At 63.0% G+C, this 26,907-nt stretch carries 20 protein-coding genes; 10 read left to right on the top strand and 10 right to left on the bottom strand.

Translation table 11 applies throughout. The features are described from left to right. The first annotated feature begins 47 nt into the window (after positions 1–47). The 10 genes from ccoN (at position 48) to Q4S41_RS02380 (ending at position 9,747) form a co-directional block, all read left to right on the top strand. Positions 48–2,270, top strand: coding sequence for a cytochrome-c oxidase, cbb3-type subunit I (gene ccoN / locus Q4S41_RS02425; protein ID WP_305029538.1), 2,223 nt, complete (start codon positions 48–50; stop codon positions 2,268–2,270). Between the two features lie 133 nt (positions 2,271–2,403). Continuing rightward, the gene (locus Q4S41_RS02420) at positions 2,404–2,610 is read left to right on the top strand and encodes a hypothetical protein (protein ID WP_305029537.1); all 207 of its coding nucleotides are present in this window, start codon (positions 2,404–2,406) and stop codon (positions 2,608–2,610) included. Continuing rightward, positions 2,604–2,942 (top strand): hypothetical protein, encoded by a 339-nt coding sequence (locus Q4S41_RS02415; protein WP_305029536.1) that lies wholly within the window; start codon positions 2,604–2,606, stop codon positions 2,940–2,942. The genes Q4S41_RS02420 and Q4S41_RS02415 overlap by 7 nt, the downstream gene beginning before the upstream one ends. After that, positions 2,939–3,814, top strand: coding sequence for a cbb3-type cytochrome c oxidase N-terminal domain-containing protein (locus tag Q4S41_RS02410; RefSeq protein WP_305029535.1), 876 nt, complete (start codon positions 2,939–2,941; stop codon positions 3,812–3,814). The genes Q4S41_RS02415 and Q4S41_RS02410 overlap by 4 nt, the downstream gene beginning before the upstream one ends. A 162-nt stretch (positions 3,815–3,976) precedes the next feature. After that, complete coding sequence (locus Q4S41_RS02405; protein WP_305029534.1) at positions 3,977–4,456, top strand: FixH family protein; 480 nt, start codon at positions 3,977–3,979, stop codon at positions 4,454–4,456. 3 nt (positions 4,457–4,459) lie between these two features. Next, positions 4,460–5,185 carry a sulfite exporter TauE/SafE family protein gene (locus Q4S41_RS02400; RefSeq protein ID WP_305029533.1) on the top strand — a complete coding sequence of 242 codons (726 nt, stop codon included), beginning with the start codon at positions 4,460–4,462 and terminating at the stop codon, positions 5,183–5,185. A gap of 44 nt (positions 5,186–5,229) precedes the next feature. Next, positions 5,230–6,150, top strand: a complete 921-nt coding sequence (locus Q4S41_RS02395) for a universal stress protein (protein ID WP_305029532.1) — start codon at positions 5,230–5,232, stop codon at positions 6,148–6,150. Between the two features lie 149 nt (positions 6,151–6,299). Next, positions 6,300–7,250, top strand: a complete 951-nt coding sequence (gene hemF, locus Q4S41_RS02390) for an oxygen-dependent coproporphyrinogen oxidase (protein WP_305029531.1) — start codon at positions 6,300–6,302, stop codon at positions 7,248–7,250. A gap of 394 nt (positions 7,251–7,644) precedes the next feature. After that, positions 7,645–8,091 (top strand): hypothetical protein, encoded by a 447-nt coding sequence (locus Q4S41_RS02385; RefSeq protein ID WP_305029530.1) that lies wholly within the window; start codon positions 7,645–7,647, stop codon positions 8,089–8,091. Positions 8,092–8,505: 414 nt separating this feature from the next. Then, a complete protein-coding gene (locus Q4S41_RS02380; RefSeq protein WP_305029529.1) occupies positions 8,506–9,747 on the top strand; it encodes a dipeptidase in 1,242 nt (413 codons plus the stop codon). A gap of 928 nt (positions 9,748–10,675) precedes the next feature. Here Q4S41_RS02380 and Q4S41_RS02375 read toward each other — a convergent pair. The 10 genes from Q4S41_RS02375 to Q4S41_RS02330 all read right to left on the bottom strand — a co-directional run bounded on the left by Q4S41_RS02375 (position 10,676) and on the right by Q4S41_RS02330 (position 26,887). Then, positions 10,676–11,182, bottom strand: a complete 507-nt coding sequence (locus tag Q4S41_RS02375; protein ID WP_305029528.1) for a phosphoheptose isomerase — start codon at positions 11,180–11,182, stop codon at positions 10,676–10,678. An 8-nt stretch (positions 11,183–11,190) separates the two neighbouring features. Then, positions 11,191–12,846, bottom strand: a complete 1,656-nt coding sequence (locus Q4S41_RS02370; protein WP_305029527.1) for a carboxylesterase/lipase family protein — start codon at positions 12,844–12,846, stop codon at positions 11,191–11,193. A 19-nt stretch (positions 12,847–12,865) separates the two neighbouring features. Further along, on the bottom strand, positions 12,866–15,703 hold the full coding sequence (locus tag Q4S41_RS02365) for a glycosyl hydrolase 2 galactose-binding domain-containing protein (RefSeq protein ID WP_305029526.1): 2,838 nt from the start codon (positions 15,701–15,703) through the stop codon (positions 12,866–12,868). A 71-nt stretch (positions 15,704–15,774) separates the two neighbouring features. Continuing rightward, positions 15,775–17,478: a DUF5060 domain-containing protein gene (locus Q4S41_RS02360; protein ID WP_305029525.1), complete on the bottom strand. Its 1,704-nt coding sequence runs from the start codon at positions 17,476–17,478 to the stop codon at positions 15,775–15,777. 55 nt (positions 17,479–17,533) lie between these two features. Next, positions 17,534–18,496, bottom strand: a complete 963-nt coding sequence (locus Q4S41_RS02355) for a glycosyl hydrolase (RefSeq protein ID WP_305029524.1) — start codon at positions 18,494–18,496, stop codon at positions 17,534–17,536. Between the two features lie 77 nt (positions 18,497–18,573). Further along, positions 18,574–19,440 (bottom strand): hypothetical protein, encoded by an 867-nt coding sequence (locus Q4S41_RS02350; protein WP_305029523.1) that lies wholly within the window; start codon positions 19,438–19,440, stop codon positions 18,574–18,576. A 132-nt stretch (positions 19,441–19,572) separates the two neighbouring features. After that, positions 19,573–21,045, bottom strand: a complete 1,473-nt coding sequence (locus tag Q4S41_RS02345) for a RagB/SusD family nutrient uptake outer membrane protein (RefSeq protein ID WP_305029522.1) — start codon at positions 21,043–21,045, stop codon at positions 19,573–19,575. A 23-nt stretch (positions 21,046–21,068) separates the two neighbouring features. Next, entirely contained in the window at positions 21,069–24,089 is a 3,021-nt protein-coding gene (locus Q4S41_RS02340; protein WP_305029521.1) for a SusC/RagA family TonB-linked outer membrane protein, read from the bottom strand. Between the two features lie 306 nt (positions 24,090–24,395). After that, on the bottom strand, positions 24,396–25,667 hold the full coding sequence (locus Q4S41_RS02335; RefSeq protein WP_305029520.1) for an AGE family epimerase/isomerase: 1,272 nt from the start codon (positions 25,665–25,667) through the stop codon (positions 24,396–24,398). Next, complete coding sequence (locus Q4S41_RS02330) at positions 25,664–26,887, bottom strand: glycoside hydrolase family 130 protein (protein ID WP_305029519.1); 1,224 nt, start codon at positions 26,885–26,887, stop codon at positions 25,664–25,666. The genes Q4S41_RS02335 and Q4S41_RS02330 overlap by 4 nt, the downstream gene beginning before the upstream one ends. Between the last annotated feature and the right edge of the window lie 20 nt (positions 26,888–26,907).

Here is a 26,907-nt window from a genome sequence, read left to right as displayed (position 1 = left end):
AGGCCTGCGGGACCTTTGAAGCAGTAAAAAACACTCTTCTAAGGCCTATGCAAGCTGAATTACAAGGACCTACTGCGGCCACGCTGCCGCGGCCCGTGGCCCCGCCACCCCCCCGCGGAATCGAAACCTTTTTCTACGACAACAAGATTGTCCGCGACTTTGGCATTGCCACGGTCGTCTGGGGCATTATCGGGATGCTGGTGGGCGTGCTGGCGGCTTTCGAGCTGGCCCGGCCCGAAGTCAACATGGGGACGGCCTACACCACCTTCGGCCGCATCCGGCCACTGCACACCAACGCCGTCATTTTTGCCTTCGTGGGCAACGGCATTTTTACGGGCGTGTACTACTCCTTGCAGCGCCTGTGCCGCACGCGCATGTTTTCGGGCGTGCTCAGCAAAATCCACTTCTGGGGCTGGCAGCTGATTATTCTGTCGGCCGTGGCCACGCTGCCGCTGGGCTTCACCACCAGCAAGGAATACGCGGAGCTGGAATGGCCCATCGACATTGCCATTACGCTGGTGTGGGTGGTGTTTGGCTGGAACATGTTCGGCACCATTGCCCGGCGGCGCGAGCGGCACTTGTACGTGGCCATCTGGTTCTATATCGCCACCTTCCTCACCGTAGCCGTGCTGCACATCGTCAATTCGATGGAAATGCCGGTGAGCTTCCTGAAAAGCTACTCGATGTACGTTGGTGTGCAGGACGCGCTGGTGCAGTGGTGGTACGGGCACAACGCGGTGGCGTTTTTCCTCACCACGCCCTACCTGGGCATGATGTACTACTTCCTGCCCAAGGCCGCGGGCCGGCCGGTGTACAGCTACCGCCTGAGCATCATTCACTTCTGGGCCCTGATTTTCATCTACATCTGGGCCGGGCCGCACCACTTGCTTTACACCGCCCTGCCCGACTGGGCCCAGAGCCTGGGCGTGGCCTTCAGCATCATGCTGATTGCGCCGAGCTGGGGCGGCATGATAAACGGCCTGCTGACCTTGCGCGGCGCCTGGGACAAGGTGCGCACCGACCCCGTGCTGAAGTTCTTCGTGGTGGCCATCACGGCCTACGGCATGGCCACTTTCGAGGGCCCCATGCTGAGCCTCAAGAACGTGAATGCCATTGCGCACTTCACCGACTGGATTGTGGCCCACGTGCACGTGGGCGCCCTGGGCTGGAACGGCTTCCTCACCTTCGGCATGCTTTACTGGCTGTGGCCGCGCCTCTACCGAACGCCGCTTTTCTCCACGAAACTGGCCAACACGCACTTCTGGCTGGGCACGCTGGGCATCCTGTTCTACGCCATTCCGATGTACTGGGCCGGCTTCACGCAAGGGCTGATGTGGAAGCAGTTCAACGCCGAGGGCATGCTGCAATACCCCAACTTCCTCGAAACCGTGCTGCAACTGGTGCCCATGTACTACCTGCGTGGCATCGGCGGGCTGCTCTACCTGAGCGGCGTGTTTCTTCTGCTATTCAACCTGTATAAAACGGCCAAAGCCGGCACGCTGCTGGCCAACGAGCCAGCCGAAGCCCCCGCCCTGCTGCCCGAAGCCCAGGACCCGCACGCCCAGGGCGGCCACTGGCACCGCTGGCTGGAGCGCCGGCCCTTCCAGCTGGCCGTGGGGGCCACGGTGGCCATCCTCATCGGCGGCGCGGTGGAGATGATTCCGACCTTTCTGGTGAAGTCGAACGTGCCCACCATTGTCTCGGTGAAGCCCTACCGGCCGCTGGAGCTGCAGGGCCGCGACCTCTACATCCGCGAAGGCTGCTCGAACTGCCACACCCAGATGGTGCGCCCCTTCCGCTCCGAAACCGAGCGCTACGGCGAGTATTCCAAAGCCGGCGAGTACATCTACGACCGGCCCTTCCTGTGGGGCAGCAAGCGCACCGGCCCCGACTTGCAGCGCGTGGGCCAGAAATACCCCCACTCCTGGCACTATAACCACATGATGGACCCCACCAGCATGTCGCCGGGCTCCATCATGCCGCCCTACCCGTGGCTGTACGAGCAGAAAATCGACTACAGCATCCTGCCGGCCAAGATTAAGGTGCTGCGCAACCTGGGCACGCCCTACCCCGCCGGCTTCGACCAGGTGGCTGTGGACGACGCTCAGAAGCAAGCTCAGGGCATCGTGGCCGACCTGAAAAAAGAAGGCATTGAGGTAATGCCCGACAAGGAAATCGTGGCCCTGATTGCCTACCTGCAACGCCTGGGCACCGACATTAAAGTGAAGCCGGAGCAGGCTACAGCTGCCGCTACAGCATCCATTCAGTAGAAAACCGCTGGTCATGCTGAGCGCAGTCGAAGCATCTCTACTGCGCAAGTAATCAACACCGAATCAACGAAGCGGTAGAGATGCTTCGACTACGCTCAGCATGACGGGCTTTATCCATCCAAAACCAACCACCATGGACAAGAACGTCTTGCAATCCATCGCCGGGGTCGAAATCTACCCAATAATCTCCCTGGCCATTTTCGGGCTCTTCTTCCTGGGCCTGCTGGTGTACGTGCTGCTGAGCAAGCGCCAGCACCTCGATACCATGAGCCAGCTGCCGCTGCTCGACAACGACGACTCAACCCTTCAAGCCACCCTTAACCACAACGTGTTATGCTAACTCTTCGCTCCCTTTCGCTGACTTTCCTGGGCCTGCTCACTGGCTTTGTGGCCGCCGCCCAAGCGGCCGCTCCGGCTGCTGGCCCCACACCCACCACGGTGCTGAGCTGGGTGGTATGGTGGGCGGCCGGCGTGGTGCTGCTCATGGCCGTCATCACCGGCGCCTCGGTGACTTCGGCGGCCCAGCGCCGCTCCGAGGCGCAGCCAGCCGAGCCGGCAACTCCCGAGGCCGCTGGCGCCACGCAAGCCGCCGCTGTACCAGCGCCCGCTCGCGCCGCCGTGGCCGAAGTTGCGGCTGAACCAGTGGCCACGCCAGAAGAAGTGTACGCATGAAACCGCTCCGCTTAGCCTTATTCGCGGCCGGCCTGGCCCTGCTGGCCGCCCGCCCGGCCCTGGCGCAAGCGGCCGAAGCCGGCGCTACCGCGGCCACCGACGCGCAGCGGACCATGCTCTGGTTCGTGCTGACCACACTGGTGCTGGTGCTGATGGTGTTTGTGCTGCTGTTCGTGGCCTTGCTCAGCTGGATGAAGCCGCAGTTGCGCCAGCTATACGCCCTGCCCACGGTGCACGACACCTGGAGCGGCCGCGTGCTGGGCCTGCTGGTGGGCGACGCCCGCCTGGTGCGGGGCGACGTGCGCGACGAACTGCTGGACCACGACTACGACGGCATCCACGAGTTCGACAACGACCTGCCGCCGTGGTGGAAATACGGTTTCTACGCCACCATCGTCTTCGCCATCGGCTACGTGACATACTACCACGTGCTGAAAACCGGCCAGCTGCAAGGCGCCGAATACGCCGCCGAAATGCAGCAGGCCGCCCTGCTCATCGCCGCCACGCCCGACGACCCCAATCAGGTGACCACCTACACGGCCCTCACCGCGCCGGCCGACCTGAGCAGCGGCAAAAGCATCTTCGCCACCAACTGCGCCCCCTGCCACGGCGCCAACGCCGAAGGCAAAGTAGGCCCCAACCTGACCGACGACTACTGGCTGCACGGCGGCGAGCTAAACCACGTCTACAAAACCATCAAATTCGGCGTGAACGGCAAGGGTATGGTGGCCTGGAAGGGCAAGCTTTCCGGCAAACAGATTCTCCAGGTAACATCCTACGCCCTCAGTTTGCACGGCACGCACCCCGCCAATGCCAAGCCGGCGCAGGGCGAAAAAGAGCAGTCAACAGGCAAACCAGTGGCGAATCTGTAGCAACGGCTTGCAATGGCAGTTGCCCGTCATGCTGAGCGCAGTCGAAGCATCTCTACTGCGCAAGTAATTCAATCGATTCAACGAAGCAGTAGAGATGCTTCGACTGCGTTCAGCGACCGTTCTGATTCGTTCTGCATGATGTGCTGACAAATCCTTTAAACCATGACCACCTCCGCCCCTACCACCTCTAAGCGCAACCTGTGGCCCTACGCCATCATTGCCACTTTCGTGCTGTTTGCGGTTTACATCGGCAGCATGGTGCAGCAGGCCATGCGCACCAACGTGGAGCTGGTGAGCACCGACTACTACAAGCAGGAACTGGCTTTTCAGCAGCGCATGGAAACAGTGGCGCGTACCGCCGCGCTGCCCGCACCTGTGCGGTTGCGCTACGACGGGGCCGCCCAGGTTCTCACCCTGCAGCTGCCCGCCACGCTGGCCAGCCAAGCGGTGCAGGGCCAGATACACTTCTTCCGGCCTTCGGACCAAAAGCTGGATTTCGCGCTGCCCCTGCGGCCCACCGCCGACCTGGAGCAGCGCATCAACACTCGCCAAATGCGGCCCGGCTACTGGCGCGTGCGCCTCGATTTCACCGCGGGCGGGCAGGCCTATTTCGTCGACCAGGAACTCACCGTTATTCCGTAAAACATGCTCTGGGCTGGCTTTTTGTTTGGGTTGCTGGGCAGTTTCCACTGCGTGGGCATGTGCGGAGCCATTGCGCTGGCACTGCCGGGCCGGGCAGAAGCGTCGTCGCTGCGCTACGCCGGCGGGCGGCTGCTCTATAATCTGGGCCGCGTCACCACTTACGCCGCGCTGGGGGCCGGGGCGGGCCTAGCGGGCCACGGCCTGCGCCTGGCCGGCGCGCAGCAAAGCCTGTCCATTACCTCGGGAATACTGATTTTGCTCTTGGTGGCGGTGCCAGAGCGCTACACCGGCCGCGTTGCCAGTTTCCTGGGACTGAACCGGCCGCTGGCTTGGGTGAAAACCACGCTGGGCCGCCTGTTTCAGCAGGCTTCCGGGCCAGCGCTGTATGGCACCGGTGTGCTGAATGGCTTGCTGCCCTGCGGCCTCGTGTACCTGGCGCTGGCCGGAGCCCTGAGTGCGCCGGGCGTGGCGGCCGCGGCGGCCTACATGGTCTGCTTCGGGCTGGGCACCCTGCCGCTGATGTTCGGGCTTTCGCTGAGCGGCCAGTTGGTGCCGCTGGTTTGGCGCGGGCGCATGCGCCGGGTGGTGCCCTACGCCGCGTCGGGGCTGGCGGTGCTGTTCATCGTGCGCGGGCTGGGCCTGGGCATTCCCTACCTAAGTCCGCACCTAGGCTCTCCTACGCTCAAAACCAGCGCTGCCCAACCGGCTACCGTGCATGTGTGCCACTAGCTTTTGATTTTTTCATTCCTCATCTCAGGCTTTACTGCAAATTCATGAAAACCATCCTCGTTCCGCTTGACCTGACCGCCGCGGCCGAACCTACGCTGGCCTACGCCAACAAGCTGGCCGTGCGCTGGCCCGCCGAAGTAGTGCTGCTGCACTGCCTCCCCGGTGCTTCTGCCGATGCGCCCGCCACGCTGGCCGCGGAGGAGCAGCGCCTGCGCAGCCTGGTGGAGCGCCTGCGCTACCAGCAGCTCACCCGCCAGGATGGCCGCCGCATTCGCTACCGCTACCGGGTGCTGGCGGGCACTTTGCCCGAGCATGTGCAGGCCGAAGCCGTGCGCTGCGCCGCCGACTTGGTGGTGATGAGCCTCGAACACATCGACTGCTGCCACCAGGCCACCCCCAGCACGCACGCCGCGTCGGTGGCCGAGGGGCTGGCCTGCCCGGTGCTGGTAGTGCCGCCGGGCCGGCGCTCGCTCCCGCGCCGCGTGGTCTTTTCCGCTGAATTTGGGCTGCTCGATAAAAGCGTCCTGCGCCGGCTTTCGGGCCTGGCGGGCGCTTTCCCGGCGCCGCTGGAGCTGGTACAGTTCTACGCGCCCCTCGACCGGCCCCAGCGGCGCCCCCTGAAGCAGGCCCTCACGGCGGCCGCCACCCAGCTGGCCTGGGCCGCCCCGGTCACCCAGCACCTGGTTGAAGACGAGTCTCGGCTGGAAGGCGTCGATGAGTTTTGTGCCCGCGAGCACGCCGATTTGCTCATTATCGCGCCCACCAATGCCGGCCAGCTGGTGGAATACTTCGCCAGCTGCTACGCCAAAACGCGCGCTTACCACACCCAGATTCCGGTGCTGATGCTTCGCGCCCTCGGCTACAATGCGGCCAAGGAAGCCTGCTGTGCCCGCTGCGCGCAGCACCCGGAGCCGCAGCAGGCGGCCAGCGTCCGCTCGGTTTATCACACCATTCCGTGGGTTTAGCCTCCAGCTAGATAATCACTCAGACGAACGTCATGCAGAGCGCAGCGAAGCATCTCGCGTGCTACCACTAATCACTGATTACTGTCCCAAGCGAGATGCTTCGCTGCGCTCTGCATGACGTTCAGCACATTTTTCAATTCTCATTCACTATGAATACCTCCGTTGATTTCGCCGTTGCCCCCCCGCGCACCATCGTGGAAAACTGGATGCGCCATTTTCAGGACTGGCTGTGCTACCGGCTGGAGCTGGCCGATGGCAGCGGCACCAAATTCGCCGAAACCCCTTGGGAGCACGCTGGCGGCGGGGGCGGCCGCACCCGGGTGCTGCAGGACGGCGAAGTGCTGGAAAAAAGCGGCGTGGCCTTCTCGGCCGTGTGGGGCGGGCTCACGGAAAAGGTGGCGCAGTCGCTGCAGCTGCCCGACCGGCGTTACTTTGCCACCGGTGTGAGCGTGGTGCAGCACCCGCGCAGCCCGCGCGTGCCCATCTCGCACATGAACGTGCGCTATTTCGAGGCGGGCAACGGCGAAGCCTGGTTCGGCGGCGGGCTCGATTTGACGCCCATTTACGTGGACGTGGCGCAGGCCCGCCGGTTTCATGAGCAGATTCGGGAGGTGTGCGAGCGCCACCACCCGGACTACTATCTGCGCTTCAAAACCTGGGCCGACGAGTACTTCTACGTGCCGCATCGCCAGGAAACCCGCGGCGTGGGCGGCCTCTTCTTCGACCGCCTCACCGTGGGCCAGGACGGCTCGTTTGAGGAGCTGTTTGCCTTCGTGCAGGACGTGGGCGAAGTGTACGGCCGCGCCTACCAGGCCATCATCCACGACACCCGCGCCCTGCCCTGGTCCGCGCGCGAGAAGCACTGGCAGCTGGTGCGTCGCGGCCGCTACGCCGAGTTCAACCTGGCCATCGACCGCGGCACCCGCTTCGGCCTCGAAACCGGCGGCCGCACCGAAAGCATCCTCATGAGCCTGCCGCCCCAGGCCGAGTGGCACTACAATCTCCGACCCGAGCCCAACTCACCCGAGGAAACCTCACAACGCTGGCTCCGCAAGGGCATTGACTGGCTGCACGCCGACGCCGGCGCCCCGCTGCAGTAAGTAAAACGTCGGCAGCGCGATGCACTTCGCACGCACCCAGCCGATGCCCTTGTGATGAAATGGCAGCGGTATTTCAGGCTTGAAAACGACAACGCCCGGCTGAATAACCAGTCGGGCGTTGTTGTTTTCGGCCAGGCAAACTCGCCGATTGGCTTAGGCCAGCTTGAAGGTGAGCACCGGCGGGAAGGCGTGGGTGGCAACGGTTTCGGCAACGCTGGGGTGCAGGAACCGGCTTAGGCCAATGCGGCCACCCCGTGTGGTCACACGTCCTTGTTGTTCAGCGCGCTTTACCGGGCTAACATGACCATAATCAGGGGCTTGTTTTGACTGGCGTCATGTACTAACCCGAGACGACGCGGGACCTTTACCGTTGCCATCAGGGCCCTCTCTCGCTATGAAAACCTTCCTCTTGCTGTGCGCGGCCCTGCTGCTGGCCGGTGGCAGCCAGGCCCAACTCATCTCCCCCGACCGAGTGCCGCCGCTGGCCTTCGTGGCCTTGCAGCAGCACTACCCGCTTGCGACCCAAGTGCGGTGGAAAAGGACGCAGGGCCTGTACCAGGCCAGCTTCACCCAAAGCCAGGCCGTGCAGCTGGTTCGGTTCAGCAACGACGGCGACGTGGAGGCCACCGGCGCCCCCCTGGAACTCAGCGCCCTGCCGGCCAGCGTGCGCCGCACATTGATAGACCATTACCCGAGCCGGAAAATCTGCCAGGCGGCCCGCTTCGTGAATGCCCGCACCGCCGTCATCACCTACGAAGCCGCCACTTGCGAAAGCAACCTCAGCCGCACCTTGGTCTTCAATGCCGACGGCACCAAGCTGCGCCACCCCGGGCATTTTTAGCCGCCACCCACCCGGCGAAAGCCCTCCAGGCCGCCAGCGCAGCCCCGGCCGCCAGCAGCGCCGACGGCTGATGGGCTTCTGCAGCTTCACGACCCAGCATGCCAGGCCCGATACGGCCACGGGTAGGCCCAGTTCCGCCCACGCCAGCCCCAACCCCTTACTACAGCTCTGGAAACTAAGGTGTATAAAACCGCGCCGCCGGCACACTGCCCGGCAGGATGCGCCGAATATTCCATCGGTGGGCGGGTACCCTATCGTCGGCAAAGCCGGACAATGTGTCGGGGAAAAGTGCCCGCTACTCGAACCTTAGCGGCCGACGTTTCTTTTCGGCGCTTCTTGCCCTAAAATTTCAGGGCTTACCTCCCGGCAGCAAACAATCGCTCCGACCGGCAGCCCGCCGCCCCCCTCCTACAGATGAAGCCTCAACCAACCTGGACCCGTCGAAACTTTCTACTCACCACCGCCGGAGCCAGCGCCGCGCTGCTGCTCACCCCCCTGTCCGCATGGGCCATCGACGAGGTAGACCCGCGGGTGGCGGCGCTGGTGGCCGCTACAATGGGCATCGATACCCACAACCACGTCGACGTGCCCCTCGCCCAAGCGGAGCTGCCGGGACCGGACCTGGACATCGTGGGCGAAATGAAAAAGACCGGCCTGTCGGCCATCTGCCTGACGTTCGCGGTTGACTACCAGGAGCTGAAGAACCCCGGCGACGCCTACGAGCGGTTCCTCAACGGGCTGACGGCGCTGGACCAGCAGCTGAAACGCAACGGCCTACAACGCGCCCTGAACCTGGCCGACCTGCAAGCCGCCCACCAAAAGCACCAGCCCACCGTCATCCAATCGGTAGAAGGCGGGCACTTTCTGGAGGGTAAGCTGGAGCGGCTGCAAGGGGCTTACGACCGGGGCCTGCGCCACCTCGGCCTGTTGCACGACCACGACGCCTCGGTGCCGCTGGGCGACGTGTTCACGAACCCCGCGCAGTGGGGCGGGCTGACGGCCTTCGGGGCCGACACCATTCGCGAATGCAACCGGCTGGGCATCCTCGTCGACCTCTCGCACGCCAATGTAGAAACAGTAACCGCCGCGCTCAACGTGACGACCAAGCCCGTGCTGGTCTCCCATACCGGCCTCGATACCCAGCTGGGCCCGAATCCTACCATGGCCCGCATGATGAAACCCCGGCTCATCAGCCGGGCGCACGCCAAGTTCGTAGCCGACGCGGGCGGCGTGATTGGGGTGTGGACCCACCTGTCGGATACGCCGCTGGCGTATGCCCAGAACGTGCGGGCCCTGGTGGAGGTCGTCGGCATCGACCACGTTTGCATCGGCACCGATACCAAGCTGACACCTTCTTACCAGCCCGCCCGCGTCCCCAAACCGGGCGGCCCAGACCCGCAAGGGGGCGGCACGCCGGGCAACCGAGCCGACGGTCCGCCGCCCGGCGACAGAGGCCCCGGCAGACCGGGTGGGGGCCCAAAGGGCGGCCGCGTGGGGGAGCGCACCAACGGCGCGTGGGCCAACCAATCGGTTGGATTCTACTACGCTGTGGTAGATGCGCTGCTAAAAACCGGTTTTACGGCGGCGGAAATCGGCAAATTCGGCGGGGGTAACTTCTGCCGCGTGTTCGATGCCGCCACCGCCGGCCATCGCTGATGCTCGCCGGGGTGTTGTATCAAAAGCAGGAAGAGGCGCGGCAAGCAGTCGCGCACTCCCTCAACGCGGTCACCAACGCAGTCGTCTGAAACATGGTCTACGCGCAACCGGCCTCACAACGCCAACAGGCCACGGCTCCACTGGTGTTACCCGAGCCTGGCTCAACTCACACCGGTTCGTTTTGCCCGTTTGAACCGCTTGGGGCGCTATTTTTTCCAATTGCCCGCCAAAACGTTGGTCAGTGGCCCGTACCTCTTGAGGCGTTTAGCATAATTCTTTATCGATTCACTATCGCACCTCTAATTAGGCCGTTAAGAGCAATGCAGCGAGGAGTTTCTTAATGCGTATTGCTCTCAGCAAACCGAAGGGCACTTCACAAGAAGCAGGTGTGTAAAATGTCTCTTGAACACGCATTCTCACTGAGCATTTCATGAGTCGGCCACACCAGCAAAAATGCCCTTGCAAATCCACGATTTGCAAGGGCATTTTATATATTAGCGCTCCCTCCTGGGAACAGTCATTTGCCGGTCCATACCACTACATGCCGGCGCCGTTGATACTACGGCACTTTTACCGAAAGCACTCCCCCATTTGCAAGCAGCATTCGGCACTGATATTCTTAGAAACCGGGGGCAATTTTCATTTCTGCCCCCGGTTTGCCCCCGGTCCGGGAGCATTACGTGTGTGCACTGGGTCAGGGACCGCAGTGGGACCGGTGAAGGGAGCGCGCCTCTAAGCCAGGTACAGCTGCGAACCGTAGTATTCCAGCGGGCCACAGCCATGTACATTGTGCAGAACATGGCCCAGGGCATTTCTCAAAAAGTTCCAACACTACTGACCACTAGTTAAGTAGTCTAATTATTCTGACCTAGAAACCAAGCTCACCATCCAAGTACAGTTTTAATAAGAGATGTACTTCGGACAGGACCTAGCGTCCAAAGTCATCCTGCACGCGCACGATATCCTCCTCGTCCGACGGCTGGTTCGCATTAGTATGCTGCCAGATTTCGGCTACCACGCCCCAGCCCGTTAAGCCTACCAAGCGGTGGCGCTCCCCCTGGCGGAGGATAATCCGGCGGCCCGGCGCGTACGACTGCACCTCTCCTTCAGCATTGGTATCGCTAGTGGCTACGCCCACGGGGCCCTGCACCACCTGCCAGATTTCGGCCCGCCGGTGGTGGTACTGCCAACTCAGGCGCGCCTCCGGGGCAACTAACAGCATCTTGGGGCTGAGCTGGCCAGCAATGCGCAGCGTCTCCACCGGCAAGCCATTGAAATACGTGTCGGCGAATTGCTGGGCCTGGGCTTCGTCGATGACAAAAAAGCCGCCCCAGGGGCGCGACTCATCGCGCTGACTGATGCGCAGGCCCTGCGCCTGTAGCTGGTCAGCTACTTGTTGAAAAAGCGTTTCTTTTTGGGTATTCAGCGTTTCCATCAGGAGCATTACTTGGTAATTGATTGGTCCAGAAATTCGTAGCGCGCCCGGTTAGGCTCCGGCACGGCCTGGGTGGTAAGGTCGAGGCGCAGGATTTGGCCAGTGGGGGGGCGGTTGGCGGCGGGCCAGACAGGCAGGCCCGCGCCGTTGGGGTTGCCGGTTTTGATGAAATTGACGAAGTAGGCCTGCATGGTTTTCGAGAGCTCATAATCGGCCGGCGTCCAAGCGTACACCTTGTTGGTAGCCAGATTACCCAGCGCGTATTCAATCTCGGCCGAATGCACCGCGCCGGTGGGGGGAGGCGTTTTGGGCGCGGTAGCGTCTTGCTGCACCACCCCGCCGGCCAGGCCGGCCGTGGCGTTCCCCATTGCGGGCGTCATAGCCGGGCGCGGGTGGGCGTAGAGGTATCGGTACACGGGCTGGCCGCTGGTTTGGCCGTGCAGGTCGGCCCATTTCCAGGTGGCGTAGGCCGTGAAGCGGTCGGCAGCCAGGTCAGTGGCCACGGCGGCAACTTCGGCATCGGTGGCGGCTGGGTAGCGTTGCAGGGCCTCGGCGGTGCGGGAGCCGTAAAGCTTTTCCACGGCGGCGCGGTAGTTCTCCAGCGTGGGCGGGGCCGAACCCAGGAGCGAGTGATAATCGACTTCCTGGGAATTCCAGCCTACTAGCAGCGGCACCCGGACCTGCTCGCCCGCTGCGTAAGTCGCCAGCGGCGCTTTGGTGAAGAAGTAGCCGTCCACCACCGGCCGGAAGCGGGGAGCCTGGGGCCGGCCAGCCGCTTCCAGCAACTGCTGCGCGGGCAGGGCACGCAGGGCATCGAGCGAAGCGGCTCCTACCTGCGAAGCAAAAGTTCCTCCGGCTTGCTCAGCCTCAGCCAGGGGCGCGGGAGCACGGTCGGCGCTCAGCAGCGAGCCGCTTTCGCCAATGGCCTGTCGAAAGGTGTTGCGCGAGCCGGACGCTGCCAACTGGGCACTCACTGAAACCGACCCAGCCGACTCGCCGCCGATGGTAACACGGGCTGGGTCGCCGCCAAAGGCCGCAATGTTCTGCTGTACCCAGCGCAGGGCCGCCTGCTGGTCAAGCAAGCCATAATTTCCAGCCGCGTGGTGCGGCGACTCCTGCGTGAGGGCGGGATGCGCGAAGAAGCCAAACACGCCCAGCCGGTAGTTGACCGTGACCGCCACAATGCCTTGGCGGGCCATGCTCTCGCCGTCGTAGCGCGGTTCCGAGCCGTCGCCGGCGTTGAAGCCGCCGCCGTAGAAATACACCAACACCGGCCGCCGCTCCTGGGCCGACTTGGCGGGCGTCCAGACGTTCAGGTAGAGGCAATCTTCGCTCACGCCGCTGGAGCGGAAGTTCATGTCGCCATACAGCGGCAGCTGCATGGCGCGGGGCCCGAAGTCTTTGGCCGGGCGCACGCCAGCCCATTTTGCCACGGGTTGCGGCGGCTGCCAGCGCAGCTTGCCCACCGGCGGCGCGGCAAAGGGCACACCTTTAAACTCGTGAATACCGCTGGCAGCCGTGGCGCCTTCCAGCAGTCCGGTGGCCAAGCGTACCTGATTGGCGGGCAGCGTAACGGCTGGTTTCCCTTGTTGAGCGGCGGCCACCCGTATCTGTAGCGCTAGCAGGGGCAAAAGATGATAGGTTTTCATAGAAGACAAGCGCATGGCACGAAGAGCGAAATGGTTAGCGGCCGTTATATGCTTCAGCAAGCAGCCGCAAAGCGGCGGGCGAGGCCGAAGCCGGGTATTGCACGTCGATAACTCGATGTTCGCCCGGTAGCAGCGTAAAGTAGCCGTCTGAGAAATAAGCTGGCAAAACCGGCTGCTGTTGGTCGCTCAGCAAGGTTAGGCGCACGGCCACGGCGGGCGTAGTCGTGGGGTTCACCAATTCGTAAGTAAGCGAATGCGTGGCCGCATCCTGCCGAATCAGGCGCGGCGCCAGCGGCACCGGTGGCAGCGCGTTGAAGGCTTGAAAATCACCCGCGGGCGTCGCCTTTTGCCAGTAGTCGTTCGTAGAAATCAGCTTATCGGCCGCGTCCGTCAATTGCAGGCGCAGCAAGTACACGGGGGGCAGCGGGGCCGGTAGCTGTGGTGTAAAAACGGCCGTAGTCTGGTTGGCTGATGCCTGCCCGGGGCGGGTTTCGGTAGCAAGCTGCTTCCCCGCTACGTCGTAAAACGTGCATACCACTTTGCCATTCGTCAGCGGCCGCAGCGTGGTGTTGACCACCACGGCCTGGTGGTCGTCCAGGTTCCATTGCACGTGCAGGGGCTCGCAGGCTTTTTGCGCGCCGTAGTAGGCGGCGTGGGTGGCGTAGTCCCAGGAATACAGCTGCCAAATCATGCTGGGCCAAGCCGGGTGGCTCATCCAAAGCAGCACGCCGCTGGCATCGTGCCAGAGGCGGCCGTTCCAGGCCTCAAACATGGCGCGGTGGTGGTCGTAGTTGAGAAACTGCACCTTGCGGGCGAAGTCCTCCGGGCCCGTGGGCGTCCCATAGAGGCGGGTGACGTCACCCAGGTACTGCGGCTGCGCGTGCTCGGCGTGCAGGTCGTGGTAGTACCAGGTGTCGTTGATGGGCCACTGGTCGGCCGCCGGAATGAACTGGCGGATGGTGCGGGCCTCGGGCACGGAGAAGGTCCCGATTTCGGTGGTGAAGCCCTGGGCAAGGCGCCGGGCGTATTCGGCCGGGTCGGTGAAGTAGTTCCAAGGGCCGCTGGTGCGCAGGTTTAAGTTGCGCGAATTGGGCTGGTAGTAGCGGGTGCCGTCCTCGGTGGCGATGAGGCGGGCCAGGGGGTCTTCGAGGGCGACGGGCGCGTAGCCCTCATTGCGCGGGCACCAGAGGGCAATGCTCGGGTGGTTGCGGTAGCGCCGCACCACGTCGGTGGCATTGTCCATGAACAGCGCGTTATCCGTCGGCTCGATGTTAAAGCCCTGGGTTGAGAGCCAGAAGTCGTTCCACACCAGCATGCCGTACTCGTCGGCCAGTTGGAAGAATTCTTCCTCGGTGCTCTCGCCGGTCCAGTTGCGAATCATGTTGAGGTACGCTCGCTGGTGCAGCTTAAAGTAAGGCTCCAGCCGCGCCCGCGACACGCGCTTGCGGGCATCGTCTATGCCCCAGTTGCCGCCCCGGCAGAAAATGCGCTGGCCGTTCACCTTCAGCACGAGGTAAGGCGCGGCCGCCGGTTCCGCTACGGGCGTGAAAGCGCGCTGGTCAGCCCCAGGCCTCAGGCGAGCCACGGCGACCTCGGGAGCGACTTCACGGCGGTTCACGTTGTCAAACAGCAGCTGGCCCGCCGGCGAGCGCAGTGGGTTGAACTCGACCCGCTGCCCCTCCCCCACCGGCATGTCCACCGTCATTTCATAGGTCAGCTCGCGCACGCCAAAGCGCACCGTCTGCTGGTCCGAGGGCTGATTACCGGCCGCCACGCTTAGCTTCATGGTGTAGAGATTGGGCCGGCCGTAGCCATTGGGCCACCACAGACGCGGCTGGTTCAGCCGCAGCGGAGCAAACCTGGCAGGATTGAAAACTACGAGCTTATCGCCGAGCGCGGGCACCGTCACAATCTGGCGGAAAGTCTGGCCTTCGAGCTGGCCGGTCACAGCCACCGTCTGCGGCTGGCGGCTGGCGTTGTGCAGCGTGGCGCGCACGGTAACGGACGCGCGCGTCGTATCGGGCAACGGCAGGTGGGTGATAATCTGCGGGTCGTGCAGGGTAATGGGGCCGCTGAAATGCAGCTGCACGTCCTGCCAGATGCCGCTGTTGCGGTCGCGGATGCCGGGCATCCAGTCCCAACCCTCCGAGGCCATGAAGCTGGGCCCGTCGCCGGCCAGCGCGCCGCCGTTCGGCCCCTGCCCGGTGCGGGCCGATTCCTCGTGCGGAATGCCCGGGTGCGGCGGCGGCAGAATTCGCACCGCCAGCACGTTCTCGCCGGTGGGGTTCAGCCACCGGCACACCTCAAACTCACCCCGCCGAAACGCGCCCTTGATGGTGCCCAGCCGCTGGCCGTTCAGCCACACTTCCGCTTGGTAATTGACGCCCGCAAACGTCAGCCAGGCGCTTTGCTTGCGCTTGGCAACCGGCACCCGAAACGCGATGCGATACCACCACGGCTGGCGCGCTAGCGTGTCAGGAATGCGCAGGTTATTCAGCCCAATGTAAGGGTCGGGGTACACGCCCTGGTCGATTAGCGTGGTGAGCACGGTTCCCGGTACGGTAGCATTGTACCAGCTGCCGCTGCGGAAACCGACTTGGCTGATAGCCGCGCCAGCCGCCGGCACGTCATTCGCCGCGGCCATTTCCCAGCCCTGGGTGAGGCGCAGCCGGCCATCGGGCGCGGCAGCCAGCACCGTGCGTGGCGGCACTTTCGGCCGGCGCGTGGGCGGCAGGTAAGGCGCTTGCGCCCGGGGCAGCGTGGCCGGGTCCTGCGGCCGGGCCAGGCCGTAATTAAGCTTGGGCTGCTGCCCGTGGGCTGCGGGTTGTTGCAGCAACAGGCCCGCCCCAATCCCCACGAGCAGCCAACCCAAGCGAAGCCTGCGGCCCACCACCGCCGGCTTACTATCGTTAAAATAATTCGTCCATCTGCTCATGCCATTGCTCACAAAGCGCGGGCTTTGCCTCCGGCCGTGATGATGAGCACCCGCTCCTGCTGCGGCCCCAGAGTGAGGGCGGGCAGGGTGATTTGCTGGTCGTTTCGCCCCAGGCCGGCCAGCTTTTGGTACTGCCGGGTGGCGGGGTCGAATGACTGGGCGGCCAGCTTTTTGGTCCCAGCGGCGGGGAAAGCGACCGCCGGGGATACGGACGCGGCGGTATTGTTCAGCAGGTACACGAAGTAGGTATTGCCGCAGCGCAGGCCGAAGCTCTGTACCACGTCGCTGGCCACGTCGAAGGGCTCAAAGTCGCCGTGGCCGGCGGCCAGCATCCGGTCGCTGATTTCGCGCACGCCCCGGAAGTAAGGCGTCATCTGCTGGTCGTCGAAGAGCTCCCACCACCACGTCATCGGCAGCACGGGCGTGGGACTGAACAAACCGTACCAGAGCCCGCGCCGGTAGTCGTAGTTGAAGCTGTCTTTGTAGGCCGGGTTGGCATCTTCCCAGCGATAGCCGAACTCGCCCACCACGTAGGGCTTGCCGAATGTCTGGATGTAGTCGGGGTAGATGGCCGGAATTTTCTCGGTGTGCTTGTAGATGTGCTTCTGGTTGAAATCGAAATACGGCACAGAATTCATCCCCACGATGTCGCGGTGCGAGATGCTGGTCGTAACGAGGTGCTGGTAGGGGTCGATGTCCTTGAGGTATCGGCTCATTTCGGCGTGCCAGTGCGTCACGGCGGCGTGCGGAATCAGCAGGCTGTCCTGCTGCGTGTACACGGCATTATCCACCTCGTTGAAGAACTCCCAGGCGGCGATGTTGGGGCTGTAGCCCCAACGGGCCACGATGTAGCGCAGCTTGTTCTTATACTTCTGCTGCGCGGCGGGTAGCGTAAAAAATTCGGTGGGCGTGCGGGCCGGGCCCCCGTTGGCCTGGTTGTAGGGGCTGTTGCGCCAGCCGCCTTTTTCCATCAAATGCCCGTGCCAGTCCAGCGTGAGCATGAAGTACAGCCCCAGCGAATCGGTGAGCTGCACCAACTCGTCCATGCGCTTAATGGCGCCCGGGTGGAAGTAGTCGGTGGAGTTGACGTAGCGCTTCGTGGAACTGACCTTTTGCCACTCCAGCGGCAGGTTCCAATAGCACATCCAAGTGCGGAAGAAGTTGGCTCCGTTTTTCGCCAGCGTGGGCAGCAGGTAGTTGTAAGTAAACTTCTGGTCCTCGAACGAGCGGGATTCCCAGGCTACGTTCTCCCCGATGCCGCGGAACAATTCGCCGTTATCGAACCGAAAGGTGTACAGGTCATTCTTGTGTAGAAAACCAGGCTTCTTGCCCGCCACGACCGTGAAAGAGCTAACCGTCGATTCCTCCGTGCCCGCCTTGCTGGTCAGCCGAAAAAAGCCAGTATACGCCCCCAGCATCTGCGGGGCAAACCGCACCTTCCAACGCGAGAGCGGCGCGGCGTTCTGCTCGCAGTAAGCGGGCACTACCACCGGCAGCCCGTTCGGCGCGGTCAGCACCAAATCCAGGCTCACCTCTTGCTGATTGTACGGGTTTTTGAATGCCGAATTGAGCGTAATCTCCCACTCGGCCTTCTCGTACTCACGCACCGACGCGGTGGTCAGCTTCGCTGAATTGATGATTTTTTGCGCGTAGCTCGCCGGGGCTGCCAGCCATGCCAGCAGCCCAAGGAGCAGCCCTTTCCAGTTGTTCATAGCTGTTGTATAGCGGGTTGCATATTCGTGTGCAGCCGTATTACCTCATCCCCGGCTACCACTTCGGCAGTTCATCACGCGTCAGCACCTGCGGCGCGTCGTAAATGCGCTTGATAGCCTCGACGGAATTCTTTTCTTGCACCAGTTCGGCCCAGCTCATGAAAAATGTCCAACGGGGCTGCGCTGCCAGGATTTCCGGTGTCGGCAGGGTGGCGCACTCGCCGATGGCCATGGGCTTCGAGCCCACAATGGGCAGGATGTAGTCGTACCACGATTTGTTGTAGCCCTGGTCGTACACGTCGAAGGCGAAGACGTCCCAGTAGGCTTCGCCGGGGTTGTATTGGGCAAAGTCGCGGCTCATATCCTGCATGTCCCACACCCAAATGAGGTTGGTCAGGCCCTTGGTTTTCTGCAGGTAGTCATGGGTGATTTGGTAGAGGCGGGCGGTTCCGTTCGGGCCGGGCCGGCCGCCCCACCAGAACTTGCCTTGGTTCATCTCGTGCAAGGGCCGGAAAAGCACCTCCACGTTGTGGTCCTTCAGGTACTGCAGATACACCACAATGCCATCCATGCGGGCTTTCCAGGCCTTATTCAGGGGCGTGCCGTCGGTAGTGAGTTCCTGCCACTGCGCATCGGTGAGCAGTTGGTTGAGCAGGCCGGGGTCCCAGGCGCAGGGCTCGCCAGGACCGGGCGGGCAGGCGTGCCACATGATGTTCACCACCGCGCCCTTGCGGTACTGCTTGCGCGCCTGCTTTATCATTTTCCAGCGGTTGTCGATGTTTTCCTGCTGAAACAGGAAGTCGCCGCTCCACAGCGCGGGGTACTTGCCGGTGGTTCTATAGATGAAGTCCGTCCACTTCGTCGGCTCGGCGTTGGGCTCCTTGTTGTGCTGGCCGGCCAGGGTTTTGGTGCCCGAAATGCTGTTCAAATAAGGCAGCACCTTGGCTGATTGGGCGGCGGCGTTAGTTGCCAAACCGAGCGTTGCCAACAGGTAGTACTTGAAAAAGGAAGAAGCCATGCCAGCCAGAAAACAAGAGCGGCCCACGGGGGCACCGGAGCCGCTCCTGCGCGGTGATTTAAGTAATTTAAAGACAGTTATTTGCGGAGCATGTACCAGTAAGTCTTGGCGCCGCCGAGCTCCTTTTTGCCGCCGTCACCGTTCCAGTCGATGTCGTAAGGCTGCACGTTGAAGGGCATTTTCAGCGAGCGTTTGTCGGCGCTGAATTCCAGGGCTACGGTTTTGGTCTGCGCCGTGCCGGGGTTGAAGGTGATGGTATTGTCGGCGAAGTTGCGCATCCAGGTGCCCTGATTGCGGGGCAGGCGGCGGAACTTGTAGTTGTAGTCGGTGGCGCCGTACATGAAATTGGCAAACTGCCCATCGGGACCAGCCTGGTGGTTGAAGGTACCCGTGAGCTTGCCGTCGGCCGTGACGCCGGTTACGGCGAAGGTCAGCGTGTTATCCAGTTCCTTGCTGGCGTCGGGAATGTTGCTGGCCAGCGTTTTGGTGCCGTTCCAGCCCCAGCTTTCGCCCTCGCCGATGAAGTACTGAAACTGCAGGTTGGTTACCGACCACGTTCCGTCCAAATCCGACACGTAGTCCCGGATTTCCACCGTCCAGGGCCGGGTTTCACCCGACTGCGAGGTGACGTTGTAGGTTCGAGTCCGGTTCGTGCCTGAGAAGTCGGTGGGCTGGCCCGAGCCGGGGCTCACCTCGGCGTGGTAGGAGGTTTCGATGCGTGGCATCACCTTGGTCAGGTCGGTGCCAGGCACTACGTACACTATCACCTTGCCCATGTCGGCGGTACGGGTGATTTCGGCCACGCCAATCTGGTTTTTATCAAGTACGAAATCGGTGATGGCGCGCTCGTTGCTCACGATGTCTTTGAACGGGTCCTGCTTGCAGCCGCCCAGGAAGCTGGCAAACGCGCCAGCAGTTAGTAGGGTAATTTTTAGGGATTTCATATTGGTGGGATTTTTAGATTTGGATTGTGGTCGCGCGGAGAGGGATGTAGCGTAAACTCTGCGAGTCCGCGCATTGCCGGGACGTTAGCCCAGGCGCGGACTCGCAGAGTCCACGCTACAAGCCACCCGGTTCTACAGCAGCGCGTTCAGGTCCACTTCGCGCGTCGGGATGGGGAAGTAGTATGGGTCGCCGGTGATGGTTTTGCCGTACTGGCGTACCAGCACTTCTTCCATTTTGTGCGTGCGGCGTAGGTCGAACAGGCGGTTGGCTTCGAAGCACAGTTCCCAGGACCGTTCTTGGATGACGGCGTCGCGGAAGGCCGTGGCGCTCAGGCCTGGCGTGAGGGGCGCGATGTTGGCGCGGCTGCGGATGCGATTGATGGCGGTGTAGCCGTCGGTGGTGGGGCCGCAGGCTTCGGCGTAGAGCAGCAGCACGTCGGAGTAGCGCAGCACGGGCGTATTGGCGCTGGTTTGCTCACCCACCTGCTGCGGGTCGAGGTACTTGCGGGTGAAGGGGCGGCTGTAGTCGGTGATGCCGAGCGTGCGCGTCGCGGTGCCCACGGTCACGGTATTCGGGATGAGCTCAATTTTGCGCTTGTCGGCGGGGTCAAAGCTGTTGTAGAGGGCGCCTTCGGTGAGGAAGTGGTTGTAGCCAGACTTTACGGGAGTGCCGTCGCTGAGCGTGAACGTGGCTCCGTCAATGTAGGGGATAAACATCAGCGGCAGCTTCGAGTAGTTGCCCTCCGACAGGCCGGTGCGGTCCACGGCTACGTCGAAAATGTGCTCGGGGCCATTCTTTTTGGTCACGTCGTAGATGTCCTTCAAGTTGGCGGAGAGGCCGTAGCCGGAGGCGCCGAGGGCGCTGTTGGCCATCGTCTTGGCTTCGGCGTATAGGCCCGTGGCGTCGGTCACGAAGTCGTAGCCGGGCGTGCCGGTCAGCTTGGCTGAGGCTAGGGTGGCGTCCACTTTAGCCAGCAGGCCCCAAGCGGCTACGCGATTGGCGCGGCCGTCGCGGCGGGTCAGGTCGGTGAGGGCGATGCTCTGCTTGAGGTCGCTGGTAATCAGGTTGTAGATATCCTGAATAGATGCCTTGGCCGCGTCGGTCTGACTGAGCGAGGTGACGGGCGCAGTACGCAGCGGCGCCGAGCCAAACAGGCGCACGATGTTGAAGTAGTGCAGCGCCCGCAGGAAGTAGGCTTCGCCCACCAGCTCGTTGCGGTTGGCTTCGGCCATGTTGCTGATGCCGGGCACGTTGGCAATCACCGCATTGGCGCGGTTCACGCCGATGTAGGCGTAGCGCCAGGTGGTGGTCAGGTCCGTGTTATCGGCACGCACGGCCAGGCGGTCGAACTCGAAGTTGCTGGCGCCGGCGTCGGGCTTGAGGGTGATGTCTTCGGTGGGCAGCTCCGTGACGGTGATGAAGCCACGTGCGTAGTACTCAATCTCGGGCAGGATGGCGTAGGCGTAGATAAGCGCCGCGTTGGCATCAGCCTCGGTTTTGTAAAAGTTGCCCTGCGAGACGAAGCCGTAGGGGTCTTCCTGCAGCGAGCAGCCGGCCGACAAAAGCAGCGCCCCGGCCAGACCTAGTTGTTGGAGGAGTTTCATGGTGGGAATGAGAATGCCGGTGATTAGATGCCAATGTTCAAGCCCAGCGAGAAGGCGCGGGGGCGCGGGTACGAGCCGTACTGCTGGCCGTTGGCCGGCACCTCGGGGTCGAAGCCCTTGTGGAATTTGGTGAAGGTGTAGAGGTTGTTGCCGGAGAAGTAAATCCGCAGCGTCTCCACGTGCTTGATGAGGTTGGACTTGAAGTTGTAGCCCAGCGTCACGTTCTGCACGCGCAGAAAGGAGCCGTCGGTCACGAACCAGTCGGAGCCGTAGTAGGCGCGGTTCGAGTTCACGCTGGGGTAGGCGTTGGTCGGGTTGTCGGGCGTCCAGCGCTGGAGCTGACCGCTGGGCGAGAACTTGCGAAAGTCGAACACGTCGTTGCCCTGCACCCCGTAGAGCTGGGCCGAGAGGTCGAAGCCTTTGGCGCGCAGCGTGGTGTTGAAGCTGTAGAGGAACTTGGGGTTGGGGTTGCCGATGATGGTGCGGTCGTTGTCGTCCACCTTGCCGTCGCCGTTCAGGTCCACATATTTCAGCTCGCCAGGCTTGGCCATGTCGCCGGTCAGGCCGGTGGCGGCGCCCTCAGCGGCGCTCTGAATCACGCCGTTGGTTTTGTAGCCGTAGAACACGTTGATGGGCTGGCCCACGATGTAGGCGTTGAGCGGGGCGCGCAGCATTTCGATGCTCGCGCCGTTCCACACAAATTGGTCGGTGCCCATGCTGATGAGCTTGTTGCGGTTCACGGTCAGGTTGCCGCCCACGGTCCACTGCACGGCGGGCGTGCGCAGCACCTCGGCGCTCAAACCCAGCTCGACGCCCTTGTTTTCAATCACCCCGTCGTTCACCCACACCCGGTCGTAGCCCGACGACGGCGTGATGTAGGTTTGGCGCAGCAGGTCGCGGGTGCGCTTGTAATACACGTCCACACTGGCCGTGAAGCGCTGGTCGAGGAAGCCCAAATCGAGGCCGGCGTCGAGTTGCGAGGTGGTTTCCCACTTCAAATCGGGGTTGGGCACGCCTTCCCAGATTTTGTTGTAGCCGTCGTAGCCGAAGGTGCCCGGCCCGAAACCGGTCTGGAAGTCGCCGCCGGTGTAGTAGCGGGCTGAGCCCAAGCGGTCGAGCGTCTGGTAAGGGCTGATGCCCTGGTTGCCGGTTAGGCCGTAGCTCAGGCGCACTTTGGCCTCCGAAATGGTCGGGATGGCCTTCATGAAGGCTTCTTCCTGTAGTTTCCAAGCCACGGCGGCCGAGGGGAAGAAGGCCCATTTGTTGTTCGCCCCGAACTTCGACGAGCCATCGGCCCGGCCGGTGAAGGTGAACAGGTAGCGGTCGAGCAGCGAATAGTTCAAGCGACCGATGTAGGAGTTGAGCAGCGACTTGCTCAGGCCGTTGGTGGTGTACTGCGTCTTGGCGGTGCCCAGGTTCTGGTTGGCCAGCACGTCGTTGATGAAACCGCGGCCTTCCAGGTACGAGGTGCGCGAGTTGAACGTCTGGGTGGTGTAGCCGGCCACCGCGTTGAAGCTGTGGATGCCCACCGACTTGTTGAACGTGAAGTAGTTCTCGTTCAGAATCTCGTTGCCGTTGTAGTTGTTGATGGTGCCGAAGCCGTTGTACAGGTAGCCGGTGTTGGTGATGTTGCGCGGCTGGTAGTTGTCGTCCACCGCGTTGCCGAACTTGTCGCTGATTTGGGTGCGGAAGTTCAGCCACTTCGTGAGGTCCCAGCTCACGTAGAGCGTGCCCAGCACGTCGAATCCCTTGCTGGTGTTGGTCACCTCCTTTTGGTAGGCGATGGGGTTGCCGAAATCGCGCGGCCCAATCTGGAAGTAGGTGCCGTCGGGGTTGTACACCGGGAACACGGGGTTGCGGTCGGCCGAGAGGCCGCCGCCCACGCGCTGGGTGTGGGTCAGAATCAGGTTCACGCCCGCGCTTAGGTTGTCGAACAGCTTCTGGTCGAGGTTCAGGCGGCCGTTGTAGCGGTTGTACACGTTGCCGATGTTCAGGCCCTCCTCGCGGTAGTAGTTGCCCGACACCGAGAACTTGGTGCGCTCGTTGCCGCCGTTGGCCGTTAGCGTGTGGGTCTGCGAAAACGGGTTGCGGTACACCAAATCGGGCCAGTAGGTGCGGTAGGGCCATTTCGGCTTGCTGGGGTCGGTGCCCTTCAGCTCGGCTACCGAGGGATAGTAGGTGCCCAGATACGTCTGGCCGGTGTAGAGCAGCGGCAGGCCGGCGTTGCCGCGCGCCTCGTTGTCGATGATGGCCACGTCCACCGGGTCCGACCACACGTCGAGCTTCGTGGGCAGGGTCGAAATCGTATTCATCGTGCTCAGCGTAATGCTGGTTTTGCCCGCCTTGCCCTTCTTGGTCGTCACCAGAATCACGCCATTGGCACCCCGCGAGCCATAGATAGCCGCTGAGGAAGCATCCTTCAGCACCTCAATGCTGGCAATGTCGTCGGGGTTAATTTGCTTCAAATTGCCGGCGTCGCCCCACGGAAAGCCGTCCACTACCAGCAGCGGGCTGTTCGAGCCGTTGATGGAGCTGGAGCCGCGAATGCGGATGGTGGCGCCCGCGCCCGGCTCGCCGGAGGGCACAATCACCTGCACGCCGGCCACCTTGCCTTGCAGCAGCTGGTCCACCGACGAGGCAGGCGTCTTATTCAGCTCGCTGCCCTTCAGCGTACCCACCGAGCCGGTCAGGTCGCTTTTGGCCACCGAGCCGTAACCCACTACCACCACTTCTTCCAGGCTCTTGTTTTCGACTTTCAGGTTGCCGTCGATGGTGGTTTTGCCGTTCACCGGTGTTTCCCAGGTCTGGTAGCCCACGAAGGAAAACGTGAGCACCGCGTCGGCCGAGGGCACCGTGATGGAGTACGACCCATCGCCCTGCGACGACGTGCCCGTCGTGGTGCCCTTCACCAGCACCGTCACGCCCGGCAGCCCGTCGCCAGAAGCGCCGTCGCGCACCACGCCGCGCACCGTCAGGGCCTGTGCCCAACTCAGCGCCGGGGCCAGCACCGCGCACAGCCATAATAGGAGTAATTTCTGTCTCATAAACGTGTGTTCAAAGGGTAAGTGAATGGGTGGGATTTTTGACGGTAAGCCCTCCCGCGGCCTGGCGCAGCGCCGGCCCCGGAAGCGCGGGATTCACACACTTCAGGAAGGCGGCCCCCAGCCGCCGGGCAACAAACGTTTCCGGGTCGGCACGGGCCTCGTTTTCAGGCAGTAGCCGTACGCAAATGCCGGTTTGTTTAGGTAATACAAACTTAATCTCTGCTTTCAGCTAAGAATGATACTTTTTTAGCAAAGTATTGCCCTATTCAACAGTTTATAAGTATCACCACGGTTTCAAGCCCCTGATTAGGCGGTTTTGAGCAACTTCAAGTCCCGTTTGGCGGCTTCGAAATGCAGTAATTGATTTTTACACCGCCGGCTCACCTCCAGGCAGGCGCGCACGTTGTGGTAAGGGCACTTCCAGAAGCCTATTTTGTCGTGCTCGCGCATGGGTTGGTAGTCGTCGTACACGCCCCAGCGCCACTCGCCGCTTTCCAAGTCCAGCAGGTGCTGCTGGGCAAACCGCCAGGCCCCGTTCGAACGGTGCAGCATGGCTTCGTCGTGGGTCAGCTCGTAGGCGTGCAGGAAGCCCACCATGGCCTCGGCGCTCACCCACCATTCGCGGTGCAGGTCCTGGTGCTGGGTGGCGCGGTTCAGCTCGTGGGGCAGGCTGCCGTCGGGCAGCAGGGCGGCGGCGGCGGCCCGGGCCAGGCGCTGAGCGAGGGCGTTGGTGCGGGCCAGCAGGGCGGCGTCGCCCAGGGCCTCGGCGGCTTCGGGCAGCAGCCAGGCGGCTTCGATGTCGTGGCCGTAGGACACGAGGTCGGCCACCGGTGTCCAGTCGCGGGCGAAGAACAGGCGCAGGTGGCCGGCTTCCGCGTCCACGATGTGCGTTTCGAACACTTGCAGCAAGTGGCGCAGGCGCTCAGCTAGCCGCGCCTCGGGCCAGATGTGGTAGAGGTTGGCGTACGCCTCCAGAATATGCAGGTGCGTATTCATGGTCTTGGGCGCGTTCAGGTCCTTGTCGCTCAGGCGCTGGTCGTCGAGCTGCTCGCCGGTAGGCGCCAAGGCCTCAAAATAGCCGCCGTGCTCGGCGTCGTAGCTGTGCGCCTCCATCCACTCGAACAGTTGCTGGCTAGCTTGCAGCGCCCCCGGCTCCTGGGTGGCGCGGTAGTACTCGCTCAGCCCGTAGATGGCAAACGCCAGCGCGTAAACTTGCTGGCGCGAATCCTGCGGCTGGCCCTGCGCGTTCACCAGCCAATGCAGGCCGCCGTACTCCTGGTTGAGGAAATGGGTGCGCAAATACTGGTAGGCGCGGGTGGCCGCGGGGCGGTATTCTACCCGCCCGGTGTGGCGGTAGAGGGCCGAAAACGTCCACAGAATGCGGGCGTTCAACACACTGCCTTTGCCGGCATTGGGGTCAATACGGCCGGCGCTGTCCATGCGGCCGATGAAGCCGCCCCGGCGCTCGTCCACGGCATTGGTCAGCCAAAAGTCAGCAATGCGGGCTGCTTCGGCTTCCATGTCCTGCTGGTAAGCGGCCAGCAGGGCCGGCGCGTTGAGCGAAGCGGGCGCGCTCATCGGGCCACGCCGTTGTAGGCCAGCTCGCGGCCCGCCGGCGCGCCATCGGCAAACGCCTGGTTGGCATCAATCAGCGTATTGATTTGCCGGACCGAGGCTGCCGAGGAAAACTCATCGGCTGGGGTGTGCAGCACGTAATCGAGCAGTTGCGCCACCGTGGACGTGGCCACGTGCGTGCGGGTATCCGACGAGGCGTAGTAAATAAACACCGTGCCGTCGTCGTCCAGAATCCAGCCGTTGCTGAAGGCCACATTTGATACGTCGCCGACCCGCTCCTCCCCTTCCGGCGCGATGAAATAGCCGCCGGGCTTGCGCAGCAGCTTGTCGGGCTGCGCCAAATCGGTCAGGAACACATACAGCACGTAGCGCAGACCGGCGGCGGTGTTGCGCACGCCGTGGGCCAGGTGCAGCCAGCCCTTGTCGGTTTTGATGGGCGCCGGGCCCTGGCCGTTTTTGGCCTCGTACACTGTGTGGTACTGCTTGCCGTCCACAATCCACTCGCGGCTCACCACCGCGTTTTCCATCGAGTCCGTCAGGCCGAAGCCGATGCCGCCACCCGCGCCGGCTTCGATGAAGCTGTCCTGCGGCCGGGTATAGAGGGCGTATTTGCCCTGCACAAACTCGGGGTGCAGCACCACGTTGCGCTGCTGGGCCGAGGGCGTTTTGAGGTCGGGCAGGCGCTCCCAGGCGATGAAGTCGCGGGTACGGGCAATGCCGCACTGCGCCACGGCCGACGACTCGTCGCCGGGCCGGGCCGCTGGGTCCTTGCGCTCGGTGCAGAACAGGCCATAAATCCAGCCGTCTTCGTGCTGGGTCACGCGCATGTCGTACACGTTGGTGTCGGGTTCGCTGGTTTCGGGCATGGTGATGGGCCGCCCCCAGAACTCGAAGTTGTCGACGCCGTTCGGGCTCTCGGCCACGGCAAAAAACGACTTGCGGTCGAGCCCTTCCACGCGGGCCACCAGCAGGTAGCGGCCCTCGTGCTTGATGGCCCCGGCGTTGAACACCGCGTTGATGCCCAGCCGCTCCATCAGAAACGGGTTGGTGGCAGGGTTAAAGTCGTAGCGCCAGGCCAGCGGCGCGTGCTGCGCCGTGAGCACCGCGTGCTGGTACCGGTCATAGATGCCGTTGCCGAGGAGCTGCTTTTCGTTGGCACGGCTGATGAGAGCGGCGTGTTGCGCTTCAAGCGCGTGCTGGCGGTGGCGGAAGTTGTTTCCCATTGAATAAGGCAGTATAAGGA

Source organism: Hymenobacter convexus (genome assembly GCF_030580955.1).
Lineage (GTDB): Bacteria > Bacteroidota > Bacteroidia > Cytophagales > Hymenobacteraceae > Hymenobacter.
This window is presented reverse-complemented; position numbering and strand designations above follow the sequence as displayed.